The following is a 13,070-nucleotide window of genomic DNA, read 5'->3' as shown; positions in this document are numbered from 1 at the left end:
AGGAGGTTCCGGTTTGTATTGACACTTTAATTCTATGCCCGGCCGCCGTTTTTGCCACCGGAGACGGTGAGATTTTAGCCGAATTTTTTTCGTGAAGTTGTTCAGTTTTCTATAGTTAAAAAGTATGAATCACCGGAGAACATCATGCTAACGGTCCACCACCTTAATCAGTCTCGTTCACATCGCGTCCTCTGGGCGCTGGAAGAGCTGGGTCTGACGTATGAGATTGTGCGCTACCAGCGCGAGAAATCCATGCTTGCACCGGATTCGCTCAAAAAAGTGCATCCGCTGGGGAAATCCCCGGTACTGGAAGATAACGGACTGGTGCTGGCCGAATCAGGCGCGATTCTGGAATATCTTCAGGAAACGTACGATTCGGCGTCACGATTCAAACCGTTAGATCCCGCCCATAAAGTGCAGTATCGCTTCTGGCTGCATTACGCTGAAGGGTCTTTGATGCCGCTCCTGTTAATGAAGCTGGTGTTTAACAGCCTCGGCAAACCACCCGTCCCGTTTGGCCTGCGCACGCTGGGTAAGGCGCTGGGGCAGGGGGTGCAAAAAGCGTATCTCAACCGCCAGCTGGAAACGCATGCGCGCTTTATTAACGATCATCTTGCCGAAAACAGCTGGTTTGCCGGCGACACGCTGACCATGGCTGATATCCAGATGAGTTTTCCCCTCTTCGCCCTGCTGGCGAGAGGCGGCATCGACAATCTCGACCACATAGCGGCGTGGAAACAGAGAGTGGAGGCACGTCCGGGCTGGCAGACAACGCTTGCGAAAGGCGGCCCGCTGACAATCCCCGGCGAGGGATGAAATGTAACGAAATTGCGCATGGACGATAACGTTTGCGCATCCTCTGCTTAATTCTTCATCGTCATGAGGCAATTTTAGCGAAAAACGAGAAAGTTCAGTTGAAAAGGGCGGGTATTAGGCTAGATAATCGTTTGCCTACATTTGACCACCCGTTTTGTAAGCGCGGAGCTAAACGTTTGCTTTTTTTGTGACGCCCCTTTCGTCGCAAACGCAGCACAAGGATTTGACGTTTCGCTGGCAGTGGAGTCTCCACCACGCTTACGGACTTTCAATAAAAATTTTCAGGGGATGTTTTCTATGTCTACGCCATCTGCGCGTACCGGCGGTTCACTTGACGCCATGTTTAAAATTTCTGCTCGCGGCAGCACCGTGCGCCAGGAAGTTGTTGCCGGTCTGACCACGTTTCTGGCGATGGTGTACTCCGTCATCGTGGTGCCAGGCATGCTCGGCAAAGCGGGCTTCCCGCCAGCGGCGGTCTTCGTTGCCACCTGCCTGGTTGCGGGTGTGGGTTCGATTGTGATGGGCCTGTGGGCGAACCTGCCGCTGGCGATCGGGTGCGCCATCTCCCTGACCGCGTTTACCGCCTTCAGCCTGGTGCTGGGCCAGCATATCAGCGTCCCGGTAGCGCTCGGCGCCGTGTTCCTGATGGGCGTGCTGTTCACCGTAATTTCAGCAACCGGCATTCGTAGCTGGATTTTGCGCAACCTGCCGCAGGGCGTGGCGCACGGCACCGGCATCGGTATTGGCCTGTTCCTGCTGCTGATCGCTGCCAACGGCGTGGGTCTGGTCATCAAGAACCCGCTGGACGGCCTGCCGGTTGCGCTGGGTAACTTCGCGAGCTTCCCGGTGATCATGTCGCTGGTGGGTCTGGCGGTGATCATTGGCCTGGAAAAACTGAAAGTGCCGGGCGGCATTCTGCTGACCATTATCGGCGTGTCCATCGTCGGCCTGATCTTCGACCCGACCGTTCATTTCTCCGGGATTTTCGCCATGCCGTCGCTGAGTGATGACAAAGGCAACTCCCTGATTGGCAGCCTGGATATTGTGGGCGCGCTGAACCCGGTGATCCTGCCAAGCGTGCTGGCGCTGGTAATGACCGCGGTGTTTGATGCCACGGGCACCATCCGCGCGGTGGCCGGTCAGGCTAACCTGCTGGATAAAGACGGACAGATTATTGACGGCGGCAAAGCGCTGACCACCGACTCCCTGAGCAGCGTTTTCTCTGGCCTGGTAGGTGCGGCGCCTGCGGCGGTGTACATTGAGTCCGCAGCGGGTACGGCGGCAGGCGGTAAAACCGGCCTGACGGCCATCACCGTTGGCGTGCTGTTCCTGCTGATCCTGTTCCTCTCTCCGCTCTCTTATCTGGTGCCGGCTTACGCGACCGCACCTGCGCTGATGTACGTCGGCCTGCTGATGCTGAGCAACGTGGCGAAAATCGACTTCGCGGATTTTGTTGATGCCATGTCAGGCCTGATCACTGCGGTATTCATCGTGCTGACCTGTAACATCGTGACCGGCATTATGATCGGCTTCGCCTCGCTGGTGATTGGGCGTCTGGTCTCCGGTGAGTGGCGTAAGCTGAACATCGGTACCGTGGTCATCGCCGTTGCGCTGGTGGCGTTCTACGCGGGCGGCTGGGCCATCTGAATTGACTTTTTATGCGAAAACGGGTGGCTCAGGCCGCCCGTTTTTATTTTCAGGACTCATCCTGTTGCCTTTTACGTTACTCTGGAGAGGATAGAATAAGAGGCACGACGCCTCAGGTTTGGCATATAAGAAACACAGCAAACAGGGAACGCATGGAAATTTTCTTCACAATACTCATCATGACCCTTGTGGTCTCATTATCCGGGGTGGTTACACGCGTACTGCCCTTCCAGGTCCCCCTGCCTTTAATGCAAATAGCTATCGGTGCGCTGCTGGCGTGGCCGACGTTCGGTCTGCACGTGGAGTTCGATCCGGAACTGTTCCTCGTGCTGTTTATCCCGCCGCTGCTGTTTGCCGATGGCTGGAAAACGCCGACGCGCGAATTTCTGGAGCACGGGCGAGAGATCTTCGGCCTGGCGCTGGCGCTGGTGGTGGTCACCGTGGTCGGGATTGGTTTTCTGATCTACTGGGCCGTACCGGGGATCCCGCTCATACCCGCCTTTGCGCTGGCCGCCGTGCTGTCGCCTACCGACGCCGTGGCGCTGTCCGGCATTGTGGGCGAAGGGCGCATTCCAAAGAAAATCATGGGCATTTTGCAGGGCGAGGCGCTGATGAACGACGCTTCTGGCCTGGTCGCCCTCAAGTTTGCCGTGGCGGTTGCCATGGGCACCATGGTCTTTACCGTCGGCGGCGCGACCCTGGAATTCTTCAAGGTGGCGATTGGCGGTATCCTCGCGGGCTTCGTAGTGAGCTGGCTGTACGGACGCTCGCTGCGCTTCCTTAGCCGCTGGGGTGGTGATGAACCGGCGACGCAGATCGTCCTGCTGTTCCTGCTGCCGTTTGCCTCTTACCTGATTGCCGAACACATTGGCGTGTCGGGCATTCTGGCGGCGGTAGCCGCGGGGATGACCATCACCCGCTCCGGCGTTATGCGGCGCGCGCCGCTGGCGATGCGCCTGCGCGCGAACAGTACCTGGGCTATGCTCGAGTTTGTGTTTAACGGCATGGTGTTCCTGCTGTTGGGCCTGCAACTGCCGGGCATTATGGAATCCTCGCTGATTGCGGCCGAAGCGGATCCAAACGTTGAAGTCTGGATGCTGTTTACCGATATCGTGCTCATCTACCTTGCGCTGATGCTGGTGCGTTTCGGCTGGCTGTGGACGATGAAGAAATTCAGCGTTCGCTTCCTGACCAAAAAGCCGATGGAGTTTGGCTCGTGGACCACGCGCGAGCTGCTGATTGCCTCTTTCGCGGGCGTGCGCGGGGCGATCACCCTTGCTGGTGTCCTCTCCATTCCTCTGCTGCTGCCGACGGGTGACGTCTTCCCGGCGCGCTACGAGCTGGTGTTCCTGGCGGCGGGGGTGATCCTCTTCTCCCTGTTTGTCGGCGTGATTATGCTGCCGATTCTGCTGCAACATATTGACGCGGGGGACTCCTCGCAACAGCACAAAGAAGAGCGGATTGCCCGTGCGGCGACGGCGGAAGTGGCGATTGTCGCCATCGAGAAGATGGAGGAGCGTCTGGCCGCCGATGCCGAAGAGAACATTGATAACCAGCTGCTGAAGGAAGTCAGTTCACGCGTGATCGGTAATTTGCGTCGCCGTGCTGACGGACGTAACGACGTGGAAAGTTCGTTGCAGGAAGAGAACCTCGAACGCCGTTTCCGCCTGGCGGCGCTGCGCTCCGAGCGTGCCGAGCTGTATCACCTGCGCGCCACGCGGCAGATCAGTAACGAGACGCTGCAAAAGCTGCTGCACGATCTGGATCTGCTGGAAGCGTTGTTGATAGAGAATCAGTAGCGCTGTAATTGCCCGGTGGCGCTGCGCTTACCTGGCCTACGTGCTCGATCGGTACCCTCTCCCTGTGGGTGAGGGTACCCAAAACCCCTCACAACATTGCAACCACGCCTGGGCGCTGTGCGACAGATAGACCCCTTCACGCCAGATCATCCCCAGCTGCCAGTGCAGGTCGCTCTCCAGCGGGATCCAGCGCAGCGTATTTTTATCCAGCCGCTCGCAGATCGGCTGCGGCAGAATGGCAATCCCCACGCCCGCCTGTACCATCGCCGCCAGAAAATCCCACTGGCCGCTGCGCACCGCAATGCGCGGCTTCACGTTATGCTGGTTAAACAGCGCCATCAGCTGGCGGCTTAAGGCAAAATCTTCGTTGTAAATCAGCAGCGGGTGTTCGCCGAGCAGCTCGGGGTTTACTGACTCAATCTTCAGCCAGTCGCCGGAGCGCGGCACCAGCACGCACAGCGGATGGCTGAACAGAGGCAGCGTCGCCAGGCCGCTTTCCTCCTCCACGGGAAGGGCCGTCATGGCCACGTCCAGTTCACCGTTCATCACCGCCTGCTGCACGGTCAGGCCGCCAAATTCAGAAATTTTTAGCTCAACGCCGGGATAGCGCTGACGAAACAGGCTTATCGGACCGGCCATCATCATGCCGACCATCGGCGGAATACCGAGCCGCAGCAGCCCTTTTGTCAGATGGTTGATGTCCCCAAGCTCGGCCTCCAGCTGGCGGAACTCCGCCAGAATTGCCAGCCCGCGCTCGAACACCACGCGACCGGTATCGGTCAGCAGCAGCTTGCGCCCGTCGCGGATCAGCAGGGTACAGTTCAGCTCATCTTCGAGGTTTTTCAGCATCTTGCTGATGGTTGGCTGGGTTACGAATAACTTCTCCGCTGCGCGGGTAAAACTTTGCTGGCGAACCACCTCGACAAAATAGCGCAGCGTTCTTATGTCCATGATTATTCCTCGAAACTATACCTTCGATGATTTTAATTCATTTCAGTCGATACCGTACGCTCACTATACTGGCGCCTCGTCTCATTTCTGAGGAAAACCCCCATGGCCGTGGCGTTAAGCCGTGTTACGCCTGCCGTTGTTCAACGACTCCAGGTATCGGTTCAGGTACTGCTTTACGCGGGACTGTTTGTTTTCGCGGAATATCTTGTCGACTGGCTGCATCTGCCTTTACCCGCCAACCTGGTGGGGATGGTGCTGTTGCTGACGCTGATCCTCTGTCGCGCGTTGCCCCTTAGCTGGGTGCGGGCCGGCGCACGCTGGCTGCTGGCGGAGATGCTGCTGTTCTTTGTGCCGGCCGTGGTGGCGGTGGTGAACTATGCCCAGCTGCTGATGGTCGACGGCTGGCGCATCTTTGCGGTTATCGCCCTGAGCACGCTGATGGTGCTGGGCGCCACCGCCTGGGTGGTGGATAAAGTGTATCGCTTTGAAATCAGCAGGCAGACGCATGACTAACTTTCAGATAAGCGTGCTGTGCCTGATTGCGACAGTCGTCATCTACTTTGCCAACAAGCGCCTGTATCGCCGCTTTCGCGCGCTGCCGCTGATGCCGCTGGTCTTTACGCCGATCCTGCTGGTGCTGATGCTGGTCTTCGGCCATATCTCCTGGCAGAACTACATTGGCGAATCCCACTGGCTGCTGTGGCTGCTCGGCCCGGCGACCATCGCCTTCGCCGTACCCGTTTATGACAACCTCGCCATTATCAGACGCCACTGGATGTCGCTCGGCGCGGGCGTCGTCACCGCGACGGTGGTGGCGGTGTGCAGCTCGGTCTGGCTGGCGCGGCTGTTTACCCTGTCGGATGAAATCCAGCGCAGCCTGGCGGTGCGTTCGGTGACCACGCCGTTTGCGCTGGCAGCCGCCAAACCGCTCGGTGGCCAGCCGGATCTGGTGGCGCTGTTTGTGGTGGTGACGGGCGTGTTCGGCATGGCAGTGGGGGATGTGCTGTTTCTGCGGCTTTCCATTCGCGAAGGGATGGCGAAAGGCGCGGGGTTTGGTGCGGCGTCGCACGGGGCGGGGACGGCACGTTCGTATGAGCTGGGACAGCAGGAGGGCGTTGTCGCGAGCCTGGTGATGATGCTTTCGGGCGTCACGATGGTGCTGATTGCGCCGCTGGTGGCGTGGGTGATGTTTTAAGCTCCCCGGCCAGAGCGACCGGGGAGAAAAGGCTTAGTGCGCGCGGCCCTGCTCAACGCCCAGGCCGGTTTGCGAGCGGATAAACTGGGCGCGGAATTTTTCACGCTCCAGGTTACCCTCCGGTGAATTATCGGTGGCAGAGAAGATCCAGATCCCGATAAACGCCACGGCAATGGAGAACAGCGCCGGGTATTCATACGGGAAGATAGCGCTTTCGTGACCGAGGATCTGCACCCAGATGGTCGGGCCGAGGATCATCAGAATCACCGCCGTCAGCAGGCCCAGCCAGCCGCCGATCATCGCCCCACGGGTGGTCAGTTTTGACCAGTACATGGAGAGCAGAATGATCGGGAAGTTACAGCTTGCCGCAATCGAGAAGGCCAGCCCGACCATAAAGGCGATGTTCTGCTTCTCGAACAAAATCCCCAGCAGGATGGCGACGACGCCCAGCACCAGCACGGTGATTTTGGAGACTTTCAGCTCATCGCGCTCGCTTGCGCCTTTGCGGAAGACGTTGGCGTAGAGGTCATGCGAAACCGCCGACGCGCCGGCCAGCGTCAGCCCTGCAACCACCGCGAGGATGGTGGCAAAGGCCACGGCAGAGATAAAGCCGAGGAACAGGTTGCCGCCCACCGCGTCGGCCAGATGCACCGCCGCCATGTTGTTACCGCCGATAAGCGCGCCCGCCGCGTCTTTAAACGCCGGGTTTGCCCCCACCAGCATGATTGCGCCGAAGCCGATGATAAAGGTCAGAATGTAGAAGTAGCCCATAAACCCGGTGGCGTAGAACACGCTTTTACGCGCTTCACGCGCATCTGACACCGTGAAGAAACGCATCAGGATATGCGGCAGGCCAGCGGTACCGAACATCAGGCCGAGACCGAGCGAGAGCGCGGATATCGGATCTTTCACCAGCCCGCCCGGGCTCATGATCGCTTCCCCTTTCGGGTGGACCGCCATCGCTTCGGTAAACAGATTATTGAAGCTGAACCCGACGTGCTTCATCACCATAAAGGCCATAAAGCTGGCGCCGAACAGCAGCAGTACCGCTTTGATGATCTGTACCCAGGTGGTGGCCAGCATGCCGCCGAACAGGACGTACATCACCATCAGCACGCCTACCAGCACCACCGCGACGTGGTAGTTCAGGCCGAACAGCAGCTCGATCAGTTTGCCCGCGCCCACCATCTGGGCGATCAGATAGAGCGCCACCACCACCAGCGAACCGCAGGCGGAGAGGGTACGAATCGGCCCCTGCTTCAGGCGATAGGAGGCGACGTCAGCAAAGGTATAGCGTCCCAGGTTGCGCAGGCGCTCGGCAATCAGGAACAGAATGATTGGCCAGCCCACCAGGAACCCGAGGGAGTAGATCAGGCCGTCATACCCTGAGGTATACACCAGCGCGGAGATCCCAAGGAACGAGGCGGCGGACATAAAGTCCCCCGCGATCGCCAGCCCGTTCTGGAAGCCGGTAATGTTGCCGCCCGCGGTGTAGTAATCGTTACGGGAGCGTACGCGTTTCGACGCCCAGTAGGTGATGTACAGCGTCAGCACCACGAAAATCAGGAACATGATAATCGCCTGCCAGTTGGTTGGCTGGCGCTGAACCTCGCCGGTAAGGGCATCTGCCGCATGGGCAGCAAAGGGAAGTGTGGCGGCTAGCGCCGTCAGGACTCGCTTCATGATGCTTTTACCTCGCGCAGAACTTCTCTGTTAAGACGATCGAATTCACCGTTCGCACGCCAGACGTACACACCCGTGAGCACAAACGAAATGATGATCACGCCAATCCCAATCGGAATACCGCGCGTGACGCTGGTACCCTCATGCAGCGGGGTGCCCAGCCAGTGCGGCGCAAAGGCGATCAGCAGAATAAAGCCGACGTAGATAATCAGCATGATGATGGAAAGGATGAAGGCAAACCGTTGCCGTTTTTCGACGAGCTCCCTGTAGTGCGCACTATTCTCTATCTGCTGACAAATATCGTTATTCATCACAGAGTCTCCAGAAGTAAGGTTGGTTTGTTTTTATCCCCTCTCCCCTGTGGGGAGAGGGTGAGGGGAGGAAGGTGCGGTCTGATGCCCTCACCCCGGCCCTCTCCCACGGGGAGAGGGAGAAAACACTAGGAAGGCATTGCGATGGCCTGCTTCTCTTCGAGCAGTTTGTCCACCACGCCAGGATCGGCCAGCGTTGAGGTATCACCGAGGTTACTGGTGTCGCCCGCCGCGATTTTGCGCAGGATACGGCGCATAATCTTGCCGGAACGGGTTTTCGGCAGCGAGTCGGTCCAGTGCAGCACGTCCGGCGTGGCAAGCGGGCCGATCTCTTTACGCACCCAGTTGCGCACCTCGGTATACAGCTCTGGCGACGGCTCTTCGCCGTGGTTCAGAGTGACGTAGGCGTAGATCGCCTGGCCTTTGATGTTGTGAGGAATGCCGACAACCGCCGCTTCGGCAATTTTCGGATGCGACACCAGCGCAGACTCAATTTCCGCCGTGCCCAGACGGTGGCCGGAGACGTTCAGCACGTCGTCCACGCGTCCGGTGATCCAGTAATAACCGTCTTCATCCCGGCGCGCGCCGTCGCCGCTGAAGTACATGTTTTTGAAGGTCGAGAAGTAGGTCTGCTCGAAGCGCTCATGGTCGCCGAACAGGGTACGCGCCTGGCCAGGCCAGGAATCGACGATCACCAGGTTGCCCTCGGTAGCGCCTTCCTGCGGATTGCCTTCGTTGTCCACCAGCGCAGGCTGCACGCCGAAGAACGGACGGGTGGCCGAACCGGCTTTCAGCTGCGTGGCACCCGGCATCGGGGTGATCATGAAGCCGCCGGTTTCGGTCTGCCACCAGGTATCCATCACCGGACACTTCTCGTTGCCGATCTTCTTCCAGTACCACTCCCAGGCTTCGGGGTTGATCGGCTCGCCCACGGAGCCGAGGATACGCAGGGAAGAGCGGTCGGTCCCTTCGATGGCTTTATCTCCTTCTGCCATCAGCGCGCGGATCGCCGTTGGCGCGGTGTAGAGAATGTTGACCTGATGCTTATCAACCACCTGGCACATACGCGCCGGGGTCGGCCAGTTCGGTACGCCTTCAAACATCAGCGTCGTTGCGCCGCAGGCCAGCGGGCCGTACAGCAGGTAGCTATGACCGGTCACCCAGCCCACGTCGGCGGTACACCAGTAGATGTCGCCCGGATGGTAGTCGAAAACGTATTTAAAGGTGGTGGCCGCGTAAACCAGATAGCCGCCGGTGGTATGCAGCACGCCTTTCGGCTTACCGGTGGAGCCGGAGGTATACAGGATAAACAGCGGATCTTCCGCGTTCATCTCTTCAGGCTGATGCTGGTCGCTCGCGTTTTCAATCAGATCGCTCCACCACAGGTCGCGCCCCTCGTGCCAGTCGATTTTGCCGCCCGTGCGTTTGAAGACAATGACGTTGTTGATGGATTTTACGTTCGGGTTTTTCAGCGCTTCATCAACGTTTTTCTTCAGCGGGATACCGCGCCCGGCGCGCACGCCCTCGTCAGCGGTGATCACCAGCTTCGAGTTCGAGTCAACAATGCGCCCGGCAACCGCTTCAGGGGAGAAGCCGCCGAAGATCACGGAGTGGATCGCGCCGATGCGTGCGCAGGCCAGCATAGCCACCGCCGCTTCCGGCACCATTGGCATGTAGATCGCCACCACATCGCCTTTTTTAATGCCCTGGGCCAGCAGCACGTTGGCAAAGCGGCACACGTCGCGATGAAGTTCTTTATACGAGATGTGTTTACTCTGAGAGGCATCGTCGCCTTCCCAGATGATGGCCGTTTCGTTGCCGCGTTCAGCAAGATGGCGGTCCAGGCAGTTCGCCGCCAGGTTCAGCGTGCCGTCTTCATACCATTTAATGGAGACGTTGCCCGGCGCGAAAGAGGTGTTCTTTACCTTCTGATAAGGTTTGATCCAGTCGAGGATGTGGCCCTGCTCACCCCAGAATGCGTCAGGGCTGGAAACGGACTGCTGGTATTTCTCCTGGTATTGCTCCGGGCTTATCAGGCAACGGTCCGCAATGTTTGCGGGAATGTCGTGTTTGTGTATTTGGCTCATGGCTTTTTTTCTCCTTGTAAGATGTTAATAATATGTCGCAAAAACGTTAATAGTAGGGGCTTTACAAGCTTTGTTTAGTATTTGGGCGACAGATCACGCAATGTCTGAAGAGTATGAAAATTGAGCGAATGAAACTTTGAAGGGAAATAATTCACCTGAAGAATTATTCACTTTTTTGAAGTGAAAATATTTTGTATAACAAATGGTTATTTATGCGAATTGCTATAAATTGCCGTCAATGACACTTTTTGCAGTGAAATGCCTTGTTCTTTAAGGCTTGCGCAGCATGCCGTGCAAATGATACTCATACGGCGCGTTAAAAAATCCCATAAACCAACGCAACACAATTCATACCCTTTCAGTATGTCTCCATATTCATGCAGTTTTGATGGTACGGAGATTTCATTGAGGAAGTCAGTTTCTATGAAAAATTTGAAAGTCAGCCTGGCCTGGCAGATCCTGCTGGCCCTTGTGCTGGGCATCTTGCTGGGCAGTTACCTCCATTATCATAGCGACAGCCGCGAGTGGCTGATTGCGAACCTTCTCTCCCCTGCGGGCGATATCTTTATTCATCTGATCAAGATGATTGTTGTGCCGATTGTGATCTCGACGCTGGTGGTCGGTATCGCGGGTGTCGGTGATGCGAAACAGTTAGGCCGCATCGGCGTTAAAACTATTCTCTATTTCGAAGTGATCACCACGGTTGCCATCGTTCTTGGCATCACCCTTGCGAATGTGTTCCAGCCTGGTGCCGGGATCGATATGTCGCAGCTGGCGACGGTGGATATTTCGAAATACCAAAGCACAACCGCCGATGTGCAGAGCCATTCGCATGGGCTGATGGGGACTATTCTGTCGCTGGTGCCGACCAACATTATCGCGTCCATGGCGAAGGGCGAAATGCTGCCGATCATCTTCTTCTCGGTGCTGTTTGGTCTGGGGCTTTCTTCTCTGCCCGCGACGCACCGTGAACCGCTGGTCACCGTGTTCCGATCTATCTCCGAAACCATGTTCAAAGTCACCCATATGGTGATGCGCTATGCGCCGGTCGGGGTATTCGCGCTGATTGCAGTGACCGTGGCGAACTTCGGCTTTGCCTCCCTGTGGCCGCTGGCGAAGCTGGTGATTCTGGTGCACTTCGCGATTCTGTTCTTCGCGCTGGTAGTGCTGGGCATTGTGGCGCGCCTGTGCGGGCTCAGCATCTGGATCCTGATCCGCATCCTGAAGGATGAGCTGATTCTGGCCTACTCCACGGCAAGCTCCGAGAGCGTACTGCCGCGTATCATTGAGAAGATGGAGGCCTACGGTGCGCCGGCGTCCATTACCAGCTTCGTGGTGCCAACGGGTTACTCCTTTAACCTGGATGGTTCGACGCTGTATCAGAGTATTGCGGCAATCTTTATCGCGCAGCTGTACGGCATTGACCTGTCGCTGTGGCAGGAGATCGTGCTGGTTCTGACGCTGATGGTGACTTCAAAAGGCATCGCAGGCGTGCCGGGCGTCTCCTTCGTGGTGCTGCTGGCGACGCTGGGCAGCGTCGGTATTCCGCTGGAAGGCCTGGCGTTTATTGCCGGTGTGGACCGTATCCTCGACATGGCGCGTACTGCGCTGAACGTGGTGGGTAATGCGCTGGCGGTGCTGGTAATCTCCAAGTGGGAACACAAGTTCGACCGTAAAAAAGCGCTGGCGTATGAACGCGAGGTGCTGGGTCGTTTTGATAAAACGGCTGACCAGTAACATTCTAAGCCCGGTGGCGCTGCGCTTACCGGGCCTACGGGTTTTGTAGGCCGGGTAAGGCGAAGCCGCCACCCGGCACGTTACTCCCCGCTCAACGCATCAAACTCTTCACACCCGGTATCAAACCCTTCGGTACAGCTCAGGTTTAACCAGTAAAGCGCTTTCTGTTTATTCGGTGTGATAAAACCTTTCTCACCCTGCCTGAACAGCATTCCTGCCCAGTACTCCGCATAGCCCGTCCGGGACAGAGCCGAACTCCGCTTGAACCACGATGCGGCCTGCACGTCATCCTGAGGAACTTCAACGCCGTTGGCATAGATCAGCCCCAGCAGCTGTTGCGCGTCTACCGCCGAGTCGCTATCGATGTCTTCGGTCGCCGATTGCAGCAGTGCGATGGCCTGCGGGTAGTCGGTTTTGCCCGCCTGCGTGTTCACCAGCACCCGCGCCAGCATGATCGCGCCGCGTTTGCTGCCCGCAATGTTTGCCTGCTGGGCCAGGGCTTTGGCCTGAGCATAGTCGCCCTGCGAAAAGTGGATTTGCGACAGCAGCGCCATGGCGTCGACATCACCGCCTTTTGCCGCTTTTTCCGCCCACAGCGCCGCCTGCGCGCTGTCGCCGGAACTGAACCAGGTATCGGCAAGATAATACTGCGCGCGCGCATCGCCCGCTTCAGCCTGCTTTTTATACTGGCTGCCTATCTCATCGGCATGGGCAAACGCGGTTAAAAATAACAACATCAGAAAAAGGGTTTTCATGGATTCTTATCATCTGGGTACACGCCGCGCAGTATAATCGCGGCGACAGAAGAAAAAAACGGGTGCGTTAAGACCTCAGCATCCCACAA

Annotated in this window: 11 protein-coding genes; 6 read left to right on the top strand and 5 right to left on the bottom strand. The window is 57.7% G+C overall.

The features are described 5' to 3' along the window. The first annotated feature begins 144 nt into the window (after positions 1 to 144). The 3 genes from ACOTYH_RS20020 (at position 145) to ACOTYH_RS20010 (ending at position 4,262) form a co-directional block, all read left to right on the top strand. On the top strand, positions 145 to 816 hold the full coding sequence (locus ACOTYH_RS20020; RefSeq protein WP_017694715.1) for a glutathione S-transferase family protein: 672 nt from the start codon (positions 145 to 147) through the stop codon (positions 814 to 816). Between the two features lie 297 nt (positions 817 to 1,113). Beyond that, the gene (gene ghxP / locus ACOTYH_RS20015) at positions 1,114 to 2,463 is read left to right on the top strand and encodes a guanine/hypoxanthine transporter GhxP (protein ID WP_006810466.1); all 1,350 of its coding nucleotides are present in this window, start codon (positions 1,114 to 1,116) and stop codon (positions 2,461 to 2,463) included. Between the two features lie 152 nt (positions 2,464 to 2,615). Beyond that, positions 2,616 to 4,262: a Na+/H+ antiporter gene (locus tag ACOTYH_RS20010; protein ID WP_003860270.1), complete on the top strand. Its 1,647-nt coding sequence runs from the start codon at positions 2,616 to 2,618 to the stop codon at positions 4,260 to 4,262. A gap of 36 nt (positions 4,263 to 4,298) precedes the next feature. Here ACOTYH_RS20010 and ACOTYH_RS20005 read toward each other — a convergent pair whose 3' ends face one another. Beyond that, a complete protein-coding gene (locus tag ACOTYH_RS20005; protein ID WP_047726090.1) occupies positions 4,299 to 5,213 on the bottom strand; it encodes a LysR family transcriptional regulator in 915 nt (304 codons plus the stop codon). A gap of 102 nt (positions 5,214 to 5,315) precedes the next feature. Between ACOTYH_RS20005 and ACOTYH_RS20000 the strand changes: the two genes are divergently transcribed. Beyond that, a complete protein-coding gene (locus ACOTYH_RS20000) occupies positions 5,316 to 5,726 on the top strand; it encodes a CidA/LrgA family protein (protein ID WP_160177208.1) in 411 nt (136 codons plus the stop codon). After that, a complete protein-coding gene (locus ACOTYH_RS19995; protein ID WP_017382633.1) occupies positions 5,719 to 6,408 on the top strand; it encodes an LrgB family protein in 690 nt (229 codons plus the stop codon). The genes ACOTYH_RS20000 and ACOTYH_RS19995 overlap by 8 nt, the downstream gene beginning before the upstream one ends. Positions 6,409 to 6,441: 33 nt before the next feature. Here the strand turns inward: ACOTYH_RS19995 and actP are convergent, their stop codons facing one another. The 3 genes from actP to acs form a co-directional block, all read right to left on the bottom strand. Continuing rightward, complete coding sequence (gene actP, locus ACOTYH_RS19990; protein ID WP_017382634.1) at positions 6,442 to 8,091, bottom strand: cation/acetate symporter ActP; 1,650 nt, start codon at positions 8,089 to 8,091, stop codon at positions 6,442 to 6,444. Then, positions 8,088 to 8,402 (bottom strand): DUF485 domain-containing protein, encoded by a 315-nt coding sequence (locus tag ACOTYH_RS19985; RefSeq protein ID WP_017382635.1) that lies wholly within the window; start codon positions 8,400 to 8,402, stop codon positions 8,088 to 8,090. Before ACOTYH_RS19985 ends, actP begins: the two co-directional genes overlap by 4 nt. A gap of 128 nt (positions 8,403 to 8,530) precedes the next feature. Beyond that, positions 8,531 to 10,489, bottom strand: a complete 1,959-nt coding sequence (acs, locus tag ACOTYH_RS19980) for an acetate--CoA ligase (RefSeq protein ID WP_033488130.1) — start codon at positions 10,487 to 10,489, stop codon at positions 8,531 to 8,533. A 423-nt stretch (positions 10,490 to 10,912) separates the two neighbouring features. Here acs and gltP point away from each other — a divergent pair, with 423 nt between their 5' ends. Next, the gene (gene gltP / locus ACOTYH_RS19975; protein WP_047052227.1) at positions 10,913 to 12,226 is read left to right on the top strand and encodes a glutamate/aspartate:proton symporter GltP; all 1,314 of its coding nucleotides are present in this window, start codon (positions 10,913 to 10,915) and stop codon (positions 12,224 to 12,226) included. Positions 12,227 to 12,306: 80 nt separating this feature from the next. On the opposite strand, the gene ACOTYH_RS19970 is transcribed toward gltP, so the two are convergent. After that, the gene (locus ACOTYH_RS19970) at positions 12,307 to 12,981 is read right to left on the bottom strand and encodes a tetratricopeptide repeat protein (protein WP_015570200.1); all 675 of its coding nucleotides are present in this window, start codon (positions 12,979 to 12,981) and stop codon (positions 12,307 to 12,309) included. Positions 12,982 to 13,070 lie beyond the last annotated feature (89 nt).

The organism is Enterobacter cloacae complex sp. SHL001, from assembly GCF_049236825.1.
Lineage (GTDB): Bacteria > Pseudomonadota > Gammaproteobacteria > Enterobacterales > Enterobacteriaceae > Enterobacter > Enterobacter hormaechei_C.
Note: the sequence above shows the minus strand (reverse complement) of the source record. Positions and strands in the feature narration are given on the sequence as shown.